This window comes from Halorubrum sp. SS7 (genome assembly GCF_005435055.1).
Taxonomy (GTDB): Archaea; Halobacteriota; Halobacteria; order Halobacteriales; family Haloferacaceae; genus Halorubrum; species Halorubrum salinarum.
Genome location: NZ_SGXV01000009.1, coordinates 50628 through 67048 on the forward strand (window position 1 = coordinate 50628; position 16421 = coordinate 67048).

Sequence of the window (16421 nt, forward strand, 5' to 3'; positions counted from 1 at the left end):
CGGGTCGGTCGTCGGGTCGCTCCCGCCGGCCTCGCCCCTCTCACTCCCGCCGGCCGTCGGCGTCCCGCTCCGCGTCGATGACGTCTTCGAGGGTCTCGGTGCCGACGTCGCTGGCGACCTTGACGCCGACGAGCGACACCACGATGCCCCCGACGATGAACGCCGCGAGCTGTTGGACCGGCGTCAGCGTCATCCCGTACGCCGACAGCGGCTCGTGGATCGCCTCCTGCGCGAGGAAGTACCCGGCGAACCCGCGGACGACGAGCGCGACCGCGGCGATGACGAACGGGAGGTTGAGGTACGGGGTCCGGATCCCCTCGTCGCGGATCAGCTCGTCGAGCAGCCGCCCCACGGCCGCGGTCACGCCCGCGACCGCGAACCACGGGACCGCGGCGTATGTGAACTCCACGACCTCGACGAGCCGCGCCGATCCGGGGGTCAGGTTCGAGGCGGCGAGGAAGCCGAAGAACCCGCCGACGAGGGCGAGCCCGCCGGCGACGACGTACGTCACGACGGACACCTGGCCGGCGTACAGCGCCTCGCGGACGCGCTCCGGCAGCCCGGCCACGAGCCGGTCGACCGCGAGCCCCTTGTACAGCAGCGCGGCGCCGAGCAGCCCGGCGACGCCGGCGACCGCCTCGCCGGCGGAGAACCAGTAGAACAGCGCGGGGACCAAGAGCAGCGCGACGCCGAACGGCACGAGGACCGTCGACCGTAGCTGCTCGTCGGCGAGGAACTGCTTGAGGAGGTAGTAGGTGGACTCGATGTCGCGGGCCTGCCGGACGACGACGCGGTCGACGGAGTCGACCGGGATCCGCGACTCGACGACCGGGAGGACGCGCTCGTCCTCCGCGGAGTCGACGACGACGATCGCGGCCCGGGGGTCGTACCGCTCCACGAGGTCGTCGAGCTGGGAGGCGATGGAGCGGTCGGCACCGACCGCCGTGTCGCTCTCGGCGGAGACGACCGCCACCACCGACTCCTCGCGTTCGTCCCTGAGGTCGCGCGCGACGCGCAGCGACTCCAGCAGGCAGTTCACGCTGGCGTCCTCGGGGTCGTCCAGCCCGGCGTCCGTGACCAGCGACCGGACGGCCTCCCAGCCGGCGACCGGCATCGGGACGTTGGTGGCGCGACCGATCGCCCCCGAGCGGTCGACGCAGATGACCAGCGTCGTCACGTGTCGTCTCACACCGCGGCCGGACAAAAATCCTCCCCGTCGGTCGCCGGCCGCCCCTTCGTCTCGGCGGCAGTCCGCCCGCCGCTACCGGAACTCCACGTCGATGTCGCCGCCGTCGTCGGCGAACACGCCCGCGACCCCGCTCCCGGCGGCGAACGCGACGCGCTCGGCGCCGATGCCGAGCCGCTCCGCGAGCCCGCGCTCCGGGGTGAACTCGCGGACCTCGGGCTCGGCCCCGATCAGGTCGGCGAGCCGGTCTTCCACGTCGTCCTCGGTGCCCAGCTCGTCGACCAGGCCGAGCTCGGCGGCGTCGTCGCCGAGGTACACGCGCGCCTCGGTCTCCCGGATCGCCTCGGGGTCCATGTCGCGGCCCTCGCTCACGGTCTCGACGAACTGCTCGTAGTAGCCGTCGATGATCCCCTGGAGGTACTCCCGTTCGTCCTCCTCGATCTCCTTCAGCGGGACGCCGGCGTCCTTGTACTCGCCGGCGGTGAACTGCTCGTAGGAGATGCCGAGCTTGTCCGCGAGCCCCTTCGCGTTCGGCCGCGAGCCGACGACGCCGATGGAGCCGACGAGGCTCGCCTCGCGCGCCCACAGCTCGTCGCAGCCGCTCGCGATCCAGTACCCGCCGGAGGCGCAGGTGTCGGTCGCGTACGCGACCGTCGGCCCGTCGAAGTCGGCGGCGGCCCGCCGGATGTCGTCGCTCGGCACGACCTCGCCGCCGGGCGTGTTGAGCTCGACGAGCAGCGCCTCGGCGTCGTCGTCCTCGTCGGCCGCCTCGATCTGCTCGACCACGTCGTCCGCGGTCGCCCCGCCGGGGCCGGAAAGCGGCGACGGCCGCCCCTGGTTCCGGCGGATCGGGCCCGAGACCGTCACCTTCGCGACGTTGTACTCGTCCGCGTCACCGAATCGCCCGCCCGTGAGCCGCGCGAGAACCGCGCGGCCCGCGATCGTCGTCGCCGCGCCGACCGCGGCGGCCGCGAGCAACCCCTTCCGTCCGTTCGCCGGCGCGTCGTCCATACCGACGGTTGGCGGCGCACCCGTTTATATGCTGTCGTGGGCGCCGTCGGTCGCCGGGACCGACCGTCCGCGCTCGACGGACGCGACGCTGTCGACCGTGGAAAACCGCAGAAAACCGCGGACCGCGTCTCGCCCGGCTTACAGGAGGCCGGTCTTCTGGAGCTTCATCAGGTCCTCGGTGTCGAGCGTCTCGCCCTCCTTGAACTTCTGATAGATCTCCTCGGCCTCTTCCTTCTCCTCTTCGCGCTTCTCGGCGCGCTCGTCCTGCCGCTCTTCCTCCTCCTTCTTGTCGAGCTCGCGCAGGCGCTTCTGGACGCGGACGAAGTCCTCGTGGTGGCGGTCGGCCGCCTCCTGGGCCTCGACGAACAGCTCGTGCATCTCGTCGGCCTCGTCGCGGATGTCGTCGGCCTCGCGGTAGGCCTCGATCATCTGGTTGTGGTGCTCCTGGGCCTTGTCGGCGAGCTCCGTCACCTTCTGGTGGTGCTGGGACGCCTCGGAGCGGACCTCCTCGGCCTTCTCGACGAGCTCGTCAAGCTCGCTCGTGTCGTCGACCTTCTCCTTCTTCTCGGCGAGCTTCTCGCGCTTGTCGTCGATCTTCTCGATGAGCTCGCGCTCGTCCTCCGCGTCGAGCACCTCAGTCTGCTGGCGGAACTCGAGGTCCTCGATCTCCTCTTCGAGCTCCTCGATGGACTTGCCGGAGCCGAGTTCGAGGTCCTGTTTGAGCTCCTCGACCTCGTCGAACAGCTCGTTGGCCTCGGCGTTGAGCTCGTTGCGCTTGTCCTTGTGCTCTTGGACCTGCTCGTTGAGCTCGTCGCGCTTCTCGCGGTGTTCCTGGGCCTCGTCGACCTTCTCTCGCGTCTTCGCGTTGAGGTCGTCGCGCTTGGAGGCGCGCTCGGACGCCATCTGGTTCAGCTCGTTGCGTCGGTCTCGCAGCTGGCCGGCGCGTTTGATGAGCTGACCCTTGGAGCCGTTCTCCAGGTCGTCCTCAGAAAGGTCCACGTTGTCCGCCTCGTCCATCGCTTCCACGTCGTACTGCTCGATGACTTCTTCTTTCGTTACCATTTGTTATCTCTCCATCACCGCTCCGGCGATAGCGGACGCTCGCTGTGGTGCGTCGGGCCGTCTGCAAGAACTCCCGTTCATTTCAGCGTGCGATTCCACCAGCGCCAGAGGCGTTCTGGTACCCGCAACTACCCCCGGGCGATACATAAATACTTCGGTGATTTTCGTGCGTACCGGTGCCACGGCGCGTGTACCCCGCGATTTCCGTGGTTACCGTTCACACGACTCGCCTACGAGTCGCCGTCCTCCCCCACCGCGTACGAGAGGACGATCCCGTCGTCGAACCGCTCCGTGCCCGTGAGCGTCAGATCGGGGAACTCCTCCGTGAAGCCCGCGCCGTCCGCGAGGGTGGGCGCGTCGCGGCCGCCGATCACGAGCGATCCGACGTAGACGTGTAGCTCGTCGACGACGCCGGCCTCGAAACACGAGAAGATCACCTCGCCGCCGCCCTCCACCATCAGGCGGTCGACCCCGCGCTCGGCGAGCGCATCGAGCCCCGCGGCCACGTCGACGCGCTCGTCGCCGGCCACGATCACCTCCGCGCCGGCGTCGGCGAGCGCCTCGCGGCGCTCCCGGTCGGTCGCGGCCGAGACGAGCAGGTACGTCGCGGCCGCGTCGTCTAAGATCCGGGCGTCGGTCGGCGTCCGCCCGGTCGAGTCGATCACGACGCGGGCCGGGTCGCCGGGCCGCCCGTTCCGGAGGCGCTCGACGCGGCGGTCCTCCTCGTCGAGCGTGAGGTGCGGGTCGTCCGCGAGGACGGTTCCGACCCCGACGAGCACCGCGTCCGCGGCCGCCCTGACGCGGTCGACCCGGTCGAAGTCCTCGGGGCCGGAGATGCGGAGCTGCTCCCGGCGGCGGGTGGCGAGCTTCCCGTCGACGCTCTGGGCCGCGTTGACGACCACGTGCATACGCGACGGTCGGCCGGACGCGGAATGGTCGTTTCGGTCGGGGCGGCCGCAGCGACCGCCGACCGCGGCGGTCGCTCCGACCCAAAGCGTATCCGACGCGGGACCGAAGCGTGCGCGTCATGAGAACCTCGACGATCGTGGTCCTGATCGGCGTCGCCCTGTTCCTCCTCCCGGTCCCGGGCACGTTCATCCTCGGCGCGCTGGTCGTGCTCGCCGGGCTCGCCGCCCGCCTGTTCGGGCTCTGACCCGACACGGTTTCCCCGGCGGGGACCGTCCGACCGGCCGTGTCTGATCCGACCGCACACCACGTCGGCGTCACCGTCGCCGACCTCGACCGCGCCGTCGAGTTCTACGCCGAGACGTTCGACCTCGACGTCGTCGCCGAGTTCGCCGTCGGCGGAGACGCCTTCGCCGAGGCGGTCGCCGTCGAGGGCGCCGCGGCCGCGTTCGCGCACCTCGACGCCGGGGACGCGATCGTCGAACTCGTCGAATACGACCCGGCCGACGAGGCGGGCCCCGGGGACGCTCCCGACCTGAACCGCCCCGGCGCGACTCACCTCGGGCTCACGGTCGACGACGTCGAGGCGTTTCACGCGGGGCTCGCCGACGACGTGGAGACGCTGAGCCCGCCGCGGACGACAGAGAGCGGGACGACCGTCCTGTTCGTCCGGGACCCGGAGGGGAACCTGATCGAGGTGCTCGACGCCTGACGGGGCTCGCTCGCGCGAGCCGTGTGTCGCCTATCCCGACATCGACTCGCGGAGCACGAGCAGCGACAGCGGGACGCTCGCGGCCACGAGCCCGTACACGCCGCCGAGGATCGGTTCGACGCCGAACTCGGGCGCGAGGAGGTAGCCGGCGGCGAACCCGATCGGGTCGCAGACGACCGCGACGGCCATCAGCTGTGCGGCAAACGACATGGCTTCGAACCGACGGAGGAGGGCCATACTCCGTCGTCGCACGTCAGTCAGATAAAACTTCGAGAACCGTCGCCGTCCGCGGGCCCCGCGGCCTCACTTCACCTTCGTGCCGGGCGCGGCGTCCTCGTAGGTGGTGAGGAGGTCTGCGTCCTCGCCGGCCGCCAGCACCATCCCGTTGGACTCGACGCCGAACAGCTCCGCCTTCTCCATGTTCGCGAGCACGATCACCTTCGTGTCCGGCAGCTCCTCGACCTCGTGGAGCTGCTTGAGCCCCGCGACGATCGTCCGGGTCTCCGCGCCGAGGTCGACGGTGAGCTCGACGAGGTCGTCGGCGCCCTCGATCCCCTCGGCCGCCTCGATGCGGCCGACGCGGATGTCCAGCTCCTGGAACTGTTCGAAGCCGATGCGGTCGTCGCTGATGGGTTCGATGTCGGTCATGTCGGTGTCGTCGGTAGCGTCAGGTTCGTCGCCCTCGTCGTCAGCGCCGCTCTCGTCGTCAGCGCCGCCCTCGTCGTCAGCGTCGTCGCTCTCCGCTTCGGCGACGCGCGCTTCGAGCTTCTCGTTCAGGTCCGCGACGCGCTCGTCTTCGACCTGCTCGAACAGCTCGGTCGGCTCGCTCAGGTCGCCGGCGGGGCCCTCGCGGGCCGCCTCGACGGTCGCCTCGTGGACGGTGCCGGGCTCGCCGAGCTGGGCCCAGAGCCGCTCGCTCTTCTCGGGCGCCAGCGGCTCGAAGAGGACGGCGATCGCCTTCGCGAGCGCGACGCAGTCGTAGATGACCTGTTCCGCTTCCGCGGGCTCCTCGTCGACGAGCTTCCAGGGCTCGTTGCGCTGGATGTACTCGTTGCCGTACCGCGCGAGGTCGGTGACGGCGTCGCCGAGCGCGCGGACGGAGTAGTCGTTGACCGCGGCCGCGAACTCGTCGACGGCCTCGTCGATCCGCGCCGCCACGTCGTCGCTCGGCGCGTCGGCGTCGGGGCCGTCCTCGTAGTTGCGGTGGGCGAAGAGGAGCGAGCGGTAGAGGAAGTTGCCGACCGTCCCCACCAGTTCGGTGTTGACGCGCTCGGCGAACTTCTCCCACGAGAAGTCCACGTCCTGCTGGAACCCGCCGTTGGTCGCGAGGTAGTAGCGCAGCGGGTCGGGGTGGAACCCCTCGTCGAGGTACTCGTCGGCCCAGACCGCGCGGTCGCGGCTCGTGGAGAACCCCTTGCCGTCGAGGGTGACGAAGCCGGACGCCATCACCGCGCGCGGTTCCGCGTGGTCGGTCGCCTCCAGCATCGCGGGCCAGAAGATCGTGTGGTGCTGGATGATGTCGCGGCCGATCACGTGGACGATCTCGCCGCCCTCCGGGTGCTCGTCGCTCGCGCCCTCCTTCCAGGCGGCCTCCCAGTCGAAGGCGTCGGCGCCGACGCGCTCGGAGTACTGCTTCGTCGAGGCGATGTACTCGATCGGGGCGTCGACCCAGACGTATAAGACGAGGTCCTGCGGGTTCTCGCCGGGCAGGTCGATCCCCCAGTCCATGTCGCGGGTGATACACCAGTCCTGGAGCCCCTGCTCGATCCACTCGCGGGGCTGGTTCCGGGCGTTCGATGTGCCTTCGAGGCGGTCGAGGAAGTCGGAGAGGTAGTCGGCGAACTCCGAGACCGCGAAGAACTGGTGGGTGCGCTCGCGGTACTCCGCGGGGTTGCCGGTGATCGTCGACTCGGGGTCTTCGACCTCGCCGGGTTCGAGGTGGCGCTGGCACCCCTCGTCGCACTCGTCGCCGCGGGCGTGGGCGCCGCAGTACGGGCAGGTACCCTCAACGTAGCGGTCCGGGAGGTACTGGTCGTCGACGGGGTCGTACGCGACCATGATCTCCTTCTCGTAGAGGTGGCCCGCCTCGTCGAGGTCGCGGACGAGGTCCTGGGTCAGCGCCGTGTTCGTCTCGTCGTGGGTGTGGCCGTAGTTGTCGAACTCGACGTTGAACTTCGGGAACGTCTCGGCGTAGCGCTCGTGCCAGTCGAGCGCGAACGCCTCGGGCGAGACGCCCTCCTGTTCGGCGTTGACCGCGACGGGCGTGCCGTGCATGTCCGAGCCGGAGACGAACGCGGTCTCCTGGCCGAGTCGGTCGAGCGCGCGGCTGTACACGTCGCCGCCGACGTAGGTGCGGAGGTGGCCGATGTGGAGGTCGCCGTTCGCGTACGGCAGTCCACAGGTCACCACCGCGGGCCGGTCGGTGGGGTAGTCGTCGTGGCTCATGTGGTGCGTGTGTGTCGTGTGTCGGTCGATCGGGTCTAAAGCCCGCTGGTTCGAGGCCGTCGACCGCGGCGGGACCGGCGCTCGCGCGGTCGTCGGTGCCGGCGCCGGCGAGGCGGTCGACGGTCCGGGCGCTGCGGGAAGGCGACGGGATTCGCCGCCGCGTCGGCGCCGACCGCGTTACCGGCCGGCGGCGACGCGACGGGTCCGCCCGCCGCTAGAAGGAGCGCATCCGCATCCCGAACCGTCGACGCCGTGTCACGCCACACGCTTCGGGCGGTTCCGTCTAAAAAGCGTCGCCCAGGGTCGACGGCGTCCCCGGCCGGAGCCTCAGGGTTCCATCGCCCGCTCGGCGCGACCGGTGAGCCGCTCCGGATCGAGCCGGTAGTACTCGAACGTCACCTCGCTCGTCGGCTCGCCGAAGACGTCGACGATGGGGATCTCCGCCGTCCGTTCGAGGCCGGCGAGCGACTCGATCGCGCTGGCGTCGTCGCTGGTCGACACCAGCCGGCCGCTCGCGACCACGCTCTTCCACCGCCCGTCGTCCCGCCCGTAGGCGACGAACGTGACCCCGCGGTCGGCGGCGTTCGCCTTTCCGCTGTCCGCCCCGACGGCGAGCCGGAAGTAGAACGTCTCCTCGACCGGGTCGTAGCCGTACGACACCGGGACCGAGTGCGGGGGGCCGTCGCCGTCCGTCGACAGCGACAGGACGCCGGTCCCCGACCGCCCGAGGAACTCGTCGCGCTCGTCGTCCGTCATCCGAACCGCGTCCGCGTCTGTCATGCGCGACCTTGGCCCTGTATGTTAATGAATACCTCTCATGGATCGCGCGGCGCGTGGACCGCCGTAGGCCACCGGCGACCGGCCCGCCTACAGGATGTCGCGGACGATCGCGGCCGCCTCGGAGGCCGTCGGAGCGAGCACGTACACGATCGGCTCGATGCCGACCGCGCCGGTCTGGTACAGGACGAGGGTTCCCCCGTCCCCGTCCGCCGGGGAGTCGGCGGCCGCGACCGCGTCCGCGACCGCCTCGCGCGTCGGGCGTTCGGCGTCGAACTCGACGGTCGGGTGCGACTCGGCGAGCGCCTCGACGGTGTCGGGGTCGTACCGGACGTTCACCGCGCCGCGGGCGGTCGCCCCGCCCTCCCGGGCGGCGAGCAGCACCGTCGCGACGTGTTCGCTCACGCCGAACTCGGGCTCGCCGGGGACCATCGCCCGGCCCTTCACGTCGACGAGGCGCCCGGGGACCGCCGCCACGTCGTCGATCGCCCGGGCGTCGCCGAGACACTCCGCCACGTTCGCCCCGACGTTCGGGATGAGCCCGGCGAAGCCCGAGGCGTTCGTCAGGGTGCGGAGCCCGCGGCGGACCGAGGTGAGGACGCGCTCGCGCTCCCGGAGCCCGCTGTCGGGGTCGTGGACGGAGAACTCGACGTCGGCGTCGGCGAGCGCGGGCATCGCCGCCTCGTGGAGGTCCGCGAGCAGGTCCCCCTCCTCCAGCTGGCGGATCAGCACCTCGATCTCCACGAGCGCGGCCACCGGCGTGAGGTCGCCGCTCGCGAGCCCCTCGCCGACCCGCTCGACGAGGTCGCGCACGCGCTCGTCGGCGACGATCCGCTCGTGTCTCGCCACGTCGCCGGCGGCGTACTTCGACACGGCCGACTGCGAGATGCCGAGCGCCGACGCGACCTCCGACTGCGTGAACCCGCGGTCGCGGAGGTCCTCCGCGAGCATCGAGCGGACGGTCGGCAGGAACTCGTCGACGACGACCTCCTCGATGAACCTCATCGGGTGTCACCTCCCGAACGCGTCCCTCCTCCGCCGCTCTCGGGTCCGTCGCCGCCCTCGCGTCCGTCGCCCGCCTCGCCCGCGAACTCGGGGTCGTCGCCGATCCGCGACGCCTGCGGCCCGTCCTGTCCCTGGTACTTCGAGCCGCGCTCGGCGCCGTAGGGGCGCTCCGCGGGCCGCTTCAGCTCCGTGAAGGTGAGCTGCGACACGCGCATGCCCGGCGAGAGCGCCACGGGCGCGGTGCCGAGGTTCGAGAGTTCGAGCGTGATCTGCCCCTCGTAGCCGGGGTCGCACAGCCCCGCCGTCGCGTGGACGACGATCGCGAGCCGGCCGAGCGACGAGCGCCCCTCGACGTGGGCGACGAGGTCGTCCGGGATCGCGACGCGCTCGGCGGTCGTCCCGAGGACGAAGTCGCCGGGGTGGAGGATGAACTCGTCGCCCTCGTCGACGGTCGTCTCGGTGACGTACTCGCTCACCTCGCCCGCGTCGGTCGGGTGGATACAGGGGATGTTGGTGCGCTGGAACTCCAGGAACCGCTCGCCGAGCCGCAGGTCCACGCTCGCGGGCTGGACCTGCTGGTCGACGTCGTCGAGCGGCTCGATCGCGAGGTCGCCCTCGGCGAGCCGGTCGAGGATGTCGGCGTCGGACAGGATCATACCGGGAGGGGGAGCGCCGGCGGCTTAAAAACTCCCGAAACCGCGGTCGCGGGCGGTCCGACCGGCGTCCCCGACCGACCGATCCGGAGCGACTCAGACCGCTGCCAGCGCCAGCGCGCTCGCGGCGAAGAACGTCGCCACGCCCGCCGCGGCGCCGCGACCGAGGTCGTGTCGAGATTCTAGCCCGGCGACGACGACGACCCACTGGATAGCGATCGCGACCGCCGAGGCGACCAGCAGCGGGCCCGTCAGACCCGTGACCGCCGCGACGAGGTCCTTCGCGAGCGCCTCGAACGACGACGCCGCAAGCTCCGCGTTCGAGAGCGTGTACCAGATCCCGACGATCCCGGCCCCGAGCCGGAGCAGTTCCGCGCCGACCGCCCAGCCGGCGATCACGAATGAGTCGCCGGCGGAGCCGGAGCCGCCCGCGACGAGCGCCCCGACGTGGAGCGCGAGCGCGAACACGACCCACCAGAGGGGGACGCCCAGCAGGCCGTAGTGGATGAGCCCGGTCGCGGCGTCGCGCAGCTCCTCCCCCGCGTCGACCTCGATCCGTTCCGGTTCGTCGCACTCCTCAGCGAACATCGACCCCGGCTCGTCGCCGAACGTCTCGCAGGTCGACTCCGACGGCCGGTCGGGGTTGTCGACGGTGATCCGCTGGTCGACCGTCGCGTCGAAGACACCGCCGAGCGCGACGATCCCGAGGCTGGTACCGATCGTTGCCACGAGCAGCATCGCGACCGCGACGGTCCCGGCGTGAGGGGAGTCGAACCCGTCGCGGACGCGGTCGAGCACGCTGCCGGGCAGGCTCGCGAGGGCGGCGAGCGGGGAGGGCATCGTCGGGTTGTCCCCGCCGACGGACAAGTGCTTTTCCGCTCACAGCTCCGGGGCGGGGCGGCGCCCGCGTCACTCCCGGTCGAGTTCGGTCTCCCGCTCGACCTCCTCTGTGTCGGCGTCGTCCGCCTCCGCCGCCTCGTTCGCGGCGGCCTTGCGGGCGCGGTCGGCCGCCAGCTCGCGGTCGATGTCGTCCTCGACGTACCCCATCGACTCGACGGTGACGACGTTGCCGCCGCCCGGGTCGACCACCATCACCTCCTCGCCCTCGTCGATCGTTCCCTCCATCGACCGGGCGGAGTAGTGGGGGTTGAAGCCGCCGCCGGCGAGCTTCACCTCGCCGCCCGTGGGGGTCACCCGCTCCGTGACCGTCCCCGTCTTCCCCTTCAGCGAGTCGCTGTCGCTGGTCTGTTGTTGCCCTTTCCCGCCGTAGAGGTCGAACTCGTGGTAGCCGTAGAAGGCGGCGGCGCCGAACGCGAGCGTGAGGAGCGCCATGAGCAGCGTGAGGAGCGCGCCGGCGACGCCGAACGACGCCAGGAGCAGGCCGCCGAGCCCCGCGCCGATGAGCGCGATGCCGACGACGATGAAGTTCGCCCCCGGCGCGAGCGCCTCCGCCATCGAGAGCAGCAGCCCCGCGGTCAGGAGTAGGAGCGGGAGGGTGTCCGGGGAGAGGAGCCCGGACTGTGCGAGCGCGTTCATAGTCGGTCCTACGGCCGCGGCCTGATAAGTGGTGGTGCGCGCGGCCGCGGCGCCGTCGGTCGGCGGCGCCCTCGGCGGTCCGGGTCGTCGACCGCGCGTTCAGAAGCCGACCAGCAGGGTCCCGACGGTGAGCGCGACGCCGAGGACGACGAAGGCCGCGTGTTCGAGGTCCACGTCGCCCGGCTCTATCGGCTCGTCCGCCGGGGTGGCGGTGTCCTCGGTGACGCCGTTCGGTCCCACGTCGTCGACCGAGAAGCGCCACTCACCGCCGTCGTCCGGCCCCTCGTCGCCGGCGTCGTTGGCCCGGCTGCGGTCGCCGAACTCCGTCGACTCCGCGGCGTCGGACGCGCGCTCGTCGCGGGCGTCGTCGCCGGATTCGTCGCTCATGGCCGGGCCTACGCGACTCCGTAATAAATGGCTGGCGGGCGCGAGCGGCACGGGGCCGGGGCGGTCACAGCGATGGCGGCGCGTCGGGTGGGGGCGTGTTGGGTGGCGGCGCGTCGGGCGACGCTGTGTCTGGTGACGCTGTGTCGGCGGGATCGGGCGCGGCCTACCGCTCGCGGGCCGCCCGGAGCACGTCGCCGTCGTAGACGACGCCGCGCTCGCCGTCGAGGGTCACGGTCGTCCCGTCCGCGACCGAGTCGGGGAGGCCGGCGCCGGAGACCATCGGGACGCCGAGTTCGCGGGCGACGACGGCGGGGTAGCCGGTCATCCCCTCGCGGGCGTCGATGATGCCGGCGATCCGGTCGAGGTCGCCGGAGAACTCCCCGTCGAAGTCGGCGCCGAGCGCGACGACGGAGCCCGCCGGCAGCGCGTCGAGGTCGCCGTCCGCGGTCCGGTGGACCGGGGCGGCGACGCGGCCGGCGACGACCGCCTTCCCCGTCACGAGCGTCTCGGCGGCGACGTGGACCTTCAGCGTGTTCGTCGTGTTCGTCCCCTCGAACTCGGTCAGCATGCCGGAGAGGACCACGAGGGTGTCGCCGGACGCGGCGCCGCCGCGCTCGAGCGCGGCGTCGACCGCGTTGTCGAGGATCCCCTCCATGTCGTGGGCGTACTCGGTCAGCACTGGGCGGACCCCCCACGAGAGCGCGAGCTGGCGGCGGACGCGGTCGTCCGGCGTCGTGGCGACGACCGGGACGCCCGGACGGAACATGGCGGTCTTACGCGCGGTGAAGCCGGACTCGGAGACCGCGACGACCGTCGAGGCGCCGATGTCGCGCGCCAAGTAGCGCGCCGAGCGCGCCAGCGCCTCCGTGCGGGAGCCCTCCTCCGCGGTCGGGACGCGCTGCTCGCGCGTCTCGGCGTACTCGTCGCTCGACTCGACTTGCCGGACGATCCGGTCCATCGTCTCGACGACGTTGACGGGGTCGTCGCCGACCGCGGTCTCGCCCGAGAGCATGACCGCGTCGGTGCCGTCGAGGACGGCGTTGGCCACGTCGGAGGCCTCGGCGCGGGTCGGGCGCCGCGAGGAGACCATCGAGTCGAGCATCTCCGTCGCCGTGATGACGGGGACGCCCTCGTTGACGCAGGTCCGGATGATCCGCTTCTGGATCACGGGCACGTCCTCCAGCGGGCACTCGACGCCGAGGTCGCCGCGGGCGACCATCACGCCGTCGGCGGCGTCGACGATCCCCTCCAAGTTCTCGACGGCGCCGGCGCGCTCGATCTTCGCGACGATCGGGATGTCGCCGCCGCCGCGGGCCTCCAGCTCGTCGGCGATCCGGTAGACGTCGTCGGCGTCGCGCACGAACGAGGCCGCGACGAAGTCGGCGTCGGTGCGCGCGGCGAGGTCCAGTTCGGCCTCGTCCTCCGGGGTGATCAGGTCCACGTCGATGGCGACGCCCGGGAGGTTCACGCCCTTGCGCGAGCCGAGCTTCCCGCCGGAGACGACCGTCGCGACGACGGCCTCGCCGTCGACGCGCTCGACGCGGCACTCGATCCGGCCGTCGTCGAGGAGGATCGTGTCGCCCGGCTCGGCCGCCCCGATCGAGTGGGTGAGACCGACGCGCTCGGGGGTGGCGTCGTCGGCTTCGAGGAAGGTGACCTCGGAGTCGCTGGCGAGTTCGATCGGTTCGTCGATCTCGGCCGTGCGGACCTCGGGGCCCTTCAGGTCGACCATCACCGCGAGCGGGTCGTCGATCTCGTCGTCGACGGCGCGGGCGCGCTCGATCACCGTCTCCCGGTGGTCGGTGGTCCCGTGGCTGGCGTTGAGTCGGACGACGGACATCCCCGCGTCGGCGAGGCCGCGGATCGTGTCCCGGTCGTCCGAGGCGGGACCGATCGTACAGACGATCTTGGCGTTTCGCATACCGCCGGGTTCGACGTAGCGCCGGAAAAAGGCACCCGGTTGAGTCGCTCCCGAGTGAACGTTCGTGACGGACGGGCGTGTTGCGGGTTCAGCCCGGGATCCGGCGTCGATGAGTCACGGTCCGAACTGCGGCGGCGCGTGCCTGCGAGCGGCCGGAGCGAAGCGGCGGCCGCGAGGCAGCACGCGCGAGGGACGCTGCGAACGCCCGCAGGGCGTGAGCGGCGAGGTTGGGGAGGTGTGAGGTGCGGTTGCTGTACGGGGCGGGACTCAAAGGGGCAGTCGGGAGGGCGAAGGCGCGCGACGCAAGCACTGGAAGGAGCGAGCACCGCGAGCGACTGAGGCGCGTGGTTCGAGAGAGCTTCGCTCTCTCGTCATCACGAAAGGCGCTTTGCGCCTTTCGAACGACAGCGAGCGCACCGAGCCCTCCCGGCTGGGGCTTTGGCGGTGTTCGCTGTCGATTCCCGGTCGAGCACGTGTACTCGACCAGCGGCGGACGTGGAGGGGGCAGCTACCGGAGCGTCAGCGGTGATAGCTCGTCGAAAGACGGCGATTTCGCCGGGTAACCGATTTTCGTATCAGTCGTCGGCGGGCGCGGGCGCGCCGCCGGTCGACAGCGTGACTTCGGGGGCGTCGACCTCCAGTTCGTCGAGGGCGGCCTGCGCGGCGCGCTTCCCGGAGACGAGCATCGCGCCGAACGTCGGACCCATCCGCGGGAGGCCGTGCGCGGTCGCGACCGCCATCCCCGAGGCGATCAGCCCGTCGTGGACGACGCCGGTGTGCTCGACGACGGCGTCCTCGCTCTCGCCGACCCACATCGAGTCGTGGCCGGGCGAGTCGTGGCCGGGGGCGCCGTACTGGTCGTCGCCGGTCTGGTCCATGCCGGTGTTGTGCTCCTTGGCGTGCTCGATGCCGGGCGCCGACAGGACGCCGCGCTCGTCGAGCTTGCTGATCGCGACGGCGTCGTGGCCGGTCGCGTCGATGACGAGGTCGGACTCGACCGCGATGGGGTCGACGCAGGTGATCTCGCGGGGGAGCGCGTGGACCGGCGTCCAGTTCATCACGATGCCGCCGACGCGGTGGTCGTCGCGCACGACGAGGTCGGTGAACTCGGTCATGTTCTGGACGCGCGCGCCGGCGTCGCAGGCGGCCTTGATCAGCCCGGAGCAGGCCTCCGGGCCCGCGGCGGTGTAGAGGCCGTCCACGTCTTCGACGGCGTCGTAGTCCACGTCGAGGTCGTCGAGGATCCCCTGGGCGGGGTCCCGGACCGTGACGGTGTTCATCAGGAACCCGCCGAGCCAGAAGCCGCCGCCGAGGTAGTTGTTCTTCTCGACGATCATCACCTTCACGCCGCGCTCGGCCAGCTCCTTCGCGGCCATCAGCCCCGACGGACCGCCGCCGAGGACGATCACCTCGGAGTCTGTGAAATCGAGGAACCCGTCGGTCCACTCGTTGCCGATGGCCTTCGTTACGTCCGTCTCGCTCACGTCGCTGAAGCCGTCGAATCCGTCCATACAACTTGGTAGTATTACTTGGTTGTGAAATACGTTGCGGTCGATACGTGGTTGCGTGTCTCTTCTCTGTTGGTGGACCGACTGGCCATTCTTCCAAAACCTCGACCGCTGGGCGATACTCGGGTAATCGTGGACCGACACCGAACTCCTCCAAAGCCCCAGCCGGCAGGCGGGCGCACGCTCGCTGTCGCCCGAAAATCTCCGATTTTCGGGATGACGAGAGAGCTTCGCTCTCTCGAACCACGCTCCTCGCTCAGTCGCTGCCGCTCCTTCGCTGCGGTGCTTGCGTCTCCTGCGCCCGCCTGCCGACTGCCCCTTTGAGTCCCGCCCCGTACTGCGACCGCAGCCTCACACCTCCCCAGCCTCGCCGCTCACGCCCTCCGGGCGTTCGCGACTCCCTCGCGCGTGCTCCTCGGCCGCAAAGCGGCCTCGCAGGCACGCGCCACCGCATCCGATCACCCGTCTTTCGTCGTCGCCGTCGGCGGTTCCGACCGCCGCAACTCGCAGCCTTTTTACCTGCGCTGGCGGTAGGAGTGGCTACTATGGCTGAGGACAAGGCTCGAAGCACCGGCAGCGCGGGCCGATTCGGCGCCCGTTACGGCCGGGTCTCCCGCAAGCGGGTCCAGGACATCGAAGAGGAGATGCGCAACGCGACCGTCGACGGCGACGACGTGAAGCGCGTGGGTACCGGCATCTGGGTCAACGAGGAGACCGGCGAGACGTTCACCGGCGGCGCGTACCGCCCCGAGACGCCCGGCGGTCGCACCGTCCGCCGCTCCATCCGCGCCGCGCTCGCCGACGAGGAATAAGGCGATGAGCTACAAGTGCTCCCGCTGTAAGCGCGACGTCACCCTCGACGAGTACGGCGGCGTGCGCTGCCCGTACTGCGGCCACCGCGTCCTCCTGAAGGAGCGCGGCGGCGGCATCAAGGAAGTCAACGTCGAGTAACGCTGTCTCCCCCTCCACGGACCGTGACGCGCGCACACGAGACGGTCCTCTCGTTCACCTACTCCTCCGAGCGGCGCGCACGCGTCGTGGCCGACGCGCTCGGTCCCGAGGTCGGCGAGATCGACGACGCCCGCTCGACTGCGACCGTCGACCGCGAGGGCGACGCGGTCCGCGTCCGTGTCCTCGCCGACGACCTCGTGGCGCTCCGCGCCGGCGTCAACAGCTGGTCCCGACTCGTCGCGGTCGCCGAGCGCGTCGGCGGGCTCGACGGCTAAACCGACGCGAGCGTTTCCGAGACCCGTCGTATTGCCGACTTGTCGAGGCGGGAGAGATGTAGTGGGTTTTTCCGTCCGGGCCGCCT

The 16421-nt window shown here is 71.1% G+C and carries 19 protein-coding genes; 5 read left to right on the plus strand and 14 right to left on the minus strand.

Annotated elements, in window-relative coordinates:
• Positions 1 to 40: 40 nt before the first annotated feature.
• From EXE44_RS10450 to EXE44_RS10465, 4 genes are all read right to left on the minus strand, one after another.
• Positions 41 to 1177, minus strand: a complete 1137-nt coding sequence (locus tag EXE44_RS10450) for a DUF373 family protein (protein ID WP_137717095.1) — start codon at positions 1175 to 1177, stop codon at positions 41 to 43.
• An 84-nt stretch (positions 1178 to 1261) separates the two neighbouring features.
• Complete coding sequence (gene sppA, locus EXE44_RS10455; RefSeq protein ID WP_053771713.1) at positions 1262 to 2197, minus strand: signal peptide peptidase SppA; 936 nt, start codon at positions 2195 to 2197, stop codon at positions 1262 to 1264.
• Positions 2198 to 2335: 138 nt separating this feature from the next.
• Entirely contained in the window at positions 2336 to 3259 is a 924-nt protein-coding gene (locus tag EXE44_RS10460; protein ID WP_137717096.1) for a coiled-coil protein, read from the minus strand.
• A gap of 230 nt (positions 3260 to 3489) precedes the next feature.
• Entirely contained in the window at positions 3490 to 4167 is a 678-nt protein-coding gene (locus tag EXE44_RS10465; protein WP_137717097.1) for a 2,5-diamino-6-(ribosylamino)-4(3H)-pyrimidinone 5'-phosphate reductase, read from the minus strand.
• A gap of 119 nt (positions 4168 to 4286) precedes the next feature.
• Here EXE44_RS10465 and EXE44_RS20770 point away from each other — a divergent pair, with 119 nt between their 5' ends.
• Positions 4287 to 4412 carry a transporter gene (locus tag EXE44_RS20770; protein ID WP_199241201.1) on the plus strand — a complete coding sequence of 42 codons (126 nt, stop codon included), beginning with the start codon at positions 4287 to 4289 and terminating at the stop codon, positions 4410 to 4412.
• Between the two features lie 39 nt (positions 4413 to 4451).
• Positions 4452 to 4877, plus strand: coding sequence for a VOC family protein (locus EXE44_RS10470; protein WP_137717098.1), 426 nt, complete (start codon positions 4452 to 4454; stop codon positions 4875 to 4877).
• Between the two features lie 30 nt (positions 4878 to 4907).
• On the opposite strand, the gene EXE44_RS10475 is transcribed toward EXE44_RS10470, so the two are convergent.
• The 10 genes from EXE44_RS10475 to EXE44_RS10520 form a co-directional block, all read right to left on the minus strand.
• A complete protein-coding gene (locus EXE44_RS10475; RefSeq protein WP_137717099.1) occupies positions 4908 to 5114 on the minus strand; it encodes a hypothetical protein in 207 nt (68 codons plus the stop codon).
• Positions 5115 to 5180: 66 nt separating this feature from the next.
• A complete protein-coding gene (metG, locus tag EXE44_RS10480; protein WP_137717100.1) occupies positions 5181 to 7322 on the minus strand; it encodes a methionine--tRNA ligase in 2142 nt (713 codons plus the stop codon).
• A gap of 327 nt (positions 7323 to 7649) precedes the next feature.
• On the minus strand, positions 7650 to 8102 hold the full coding sequence (locus EXE44_RS10485; protein ID WP_137717101.1) for a pyridoxamine 5'-phosphate oxidase family protein: 453 nt from the start codon (positions 8100 to 8102) through the stop codon (positions 7650 to 7652).
• 87 nt (positions 8103 to 8189) lie between these two features.
• Positions 8190 to 9104, minus strand: coding sequence for a thiamine-phosphate synthase family protein (locus EXE44_RS10490; RefSeq protein WP_137717102.1), 915 nt, complete (start codon positions 9102 to 9104; stop codon positions 8190 to 8192).
• Positions 9101 to 9760 (minus strand): dCTP deaminase, encoded by a 660-nt coding sequence (gene dcd, locus EXE44_RS10495; protein ID WP_137717103.1) that lies wholly within the window; start codon positions 9758 to 9760, stop codon positions 9101 to 9103. The genes EXE44_RS10490 and dcd overlap by 4 nt, the downstream gene beginning before the upstream one ends.
• Before the next feature lie 93 nt (positions 9761 to 9853).
• Entirely contained in the window at positions 9854 to 10597 is a 744-nt protein-coding gene (locus tag EXE44_RS10500) for a YIP1 family protein (RefSeq protein ID WP_137717104.1), read from the minus strand.
• 69 nt (positions 10598 to 10666) lie between these two features.
• Positions 10667 to 11293, minus strand: a complete 627-nt coding sequence (locus EXE44_RS10505) for an NfeD family protein (RefSeq protein ID WP_053771704.1) — start codon at positions 11291 to 11293, stop codon at positions 10667 to 10669.
• 99 nt (positions 11294 to 11392) lie between these two features.
• Positions 11393 to 11680 (minus strand): hypothetical protein, encoded by a 288-nt coding sequence (locus EXE44_RS10510; protein ID WP_137717105.1) that lies wholly within the window; start codon positions 11678 to 11680, stop codon positions 11393 to 11395.
• A 163-nt stretch (positions 11681 to 11843) separates the two neighbouring features.
• Entirely contained in the window at positions 11844 to 13601 is a 1758-nt protein-coding gene (gene pyk, locus EXE44_RS10515) for a pyruvate kinase (protein ID WP_137717106.1), read from the minus strand.
• Positions 13602 to 14176: 575 nt separating this feature from the next.
• Positions 14177 to 15112: a sulfide-dependent adenosine diphosphate thiazole synthase gene (locus EXE44_RS10520; RefSeq protein WP_137717107.1), complete on the minus strand. Its 936-nt coding sequence runs from the start codon at positions 15110 to 15112 to the stop codon at positions 14177 to 14179.
• A gap of 542 nt (positions 15113 to 15654) precedes the next feature.
• Between EXE44_RS10520 and EXE44_RS10525 the strand changes: the two genes are divergently transcribed.
• From EXE44_RS10525 to EXE44_RS10535, 3 genes are read left to right on the plus strand one after another with little or no spacing between them, the layout of a single operon-like run.
• Positions 15655 to 15921 (plus strand): 50S ribosomal protein L37ae, encoded by a 267-nt coding sequence (locus EXE44_RS10525; RefSeq protein ID WP_006114269.1) that lies wholly within the window; start codon positions 15655 to 15657, stop codon positions 15919 to 15921.
• A gap of 4 nt (positions 15922 to 15925) precedes the next feature.
• The gene (locus EXE44_RS10530) at positions 15926 to 16060 is read left to right on the plus strand and encodes a DNA-directed RNA polymerase subunit P (protein ID WP_121561748.1); all 135 of its coding nucleotides are present in this window, start codon (positions 15926 to 15928) and stop codon (positions 16058 to 16060) included.
• Between the two features lie 23 nt (positions 16061 to 16083).
• Positions 16084 to 16335 carry a KEOPS complex subunit Pcc1 gene (locus tag EXE44_RS10535; RefSeq protein ID WP_137717108.1) on the plus strand — a complete coding sequence of 84 codons (252 nt, stop codon included), beginning with the start codon at positions 16084 to 16086 and terminating at the stop codon, positions 16333 to 16335.
• The last annotated feature ends 86 nt before the right edge of the window (positions 16336 to 16421 follow it).

What these genes read in the sequence shown, in the direction of transcription:
- sppA (WP_053771713.1), bottom strand. Translation starts at nt 2,197, where the DNA reads ATGGACGACGCGCCGGCGAACGGACGGAAGGGGTTGCTCGCGGCCGCC.
- EXE44_RS10460 (WP_137717096.1), bottom strand. Translation starts at nt 3,259, where the DNA reads ATGGTAACGAAAGAAGAAGTCATCGAGCAGTACGACGTGGAAGCGATG.
- EXE44_RS10465 (WP_137717097.1), bottom strand. Translation starts at nt 4,167, where the DNA reads ATGCACGTGGTCGTCAACGCGGCCCAGAGCGTCGACGGGAAGCTCGCC.
- EXE44_RS20770 (WP_199241201.1), top strand. Translation starts at nt 4,287, where the DNA reads ATGAGAACCTCGACGATCGTGGTCCTGATCGGCGTCGCCCTGTTCCTC.
- EXE44_RS10475 (WP_137717099.1), bottom strand. Translation starts at nt 5,114, where the DNA reads ATGGCCCTCCTCCGTCGGTTCGAAGCCATGTCGTTTGCCGCACAGCTG.
- metG (WP_137717100.1), bottom strand. Translation starts at nt 7,322, where the DNA reads ATGAGCCACGACGACTACCCCACCGACCGGCCCGCGGTGGTGACCTGT.
- EXE44_RS10485 (WP_137717101.1), bottom strand. Translation starts at nt 8,102, where the DNA reads ATGACAGACGCGGACGCGGTTCGGATGACGGACGACGAGCGCGACGAG.
- EXE44_RS10490 (WP_137717102.1), bottom strand. Translation starts at nt 9,104, where the DNA reads ATGAGGTTCATCGAGGAGGTCGTCGTCGACGAGTTCCTGCCGACCGTC.
- dcd (WP_137717103.1), bottom strand. Translation starts at nt 9,760, where the DNA reads ATGATCCTGTCCGACGCCGACATCCTCGACCGGCTCGCCGAGGGCGAC.
- EXE44_RS10500 (WP_137717104.1), bottom strand. Translation starts at nt 10,597, where the DNA reads ATGCCCTCCCCGCTCGCCGCCCTCGCGAGCCTGCCCGGCAGCGTGCTC.
- EXE44_RS10505 (WP_053771704.1), bottom strand. Translation starts at nt 11,293, where the DNA reads ATGAACGCGCTCGCACAGTCCGGGCTCCTCTCCCCGGACACCCTCCCG.
- EXE44_RS10510 (WP_137717105.1), bottom strand. Translation starts at nt 11,680, where the DNA reads ATGAGCGACGAATCCGGCGACGACGCCCGCGACGAGCGCGCGTCCGAC.
- pyk (WP_137717106.1), bottom strand. Translation starts at nt 13,601, where the DNA reads ATGCGAAACGCCAAGATCGTCTGTACGATCGGTCCCGCCTCGGACGAC.
- EXE44_RS10520 (WP_137717107.1), bottom strand. Translation starts at nt 15,112, where the DNA reads ATGGACGGATTCGACGGCTTCAGCGACGTGAGCGAGACGGACGTAACG.
- EXE44_RS10525 (WP_006114269.1), top strand. Translation starts at nt 15,655, where the DNA reads ATGGCTGAGGACAAGGCTCGAAGCACCGGCAGCGCGGGCCGATTCGGC.
- EXE44_RS10530 (WP_121561748.1), top strand. Translation starts at nt 15,926, where the DNA reads ATGAGCTACAAGTGCTCCCGCTGTAAGCGCGACGTCACCCTCGACGAG.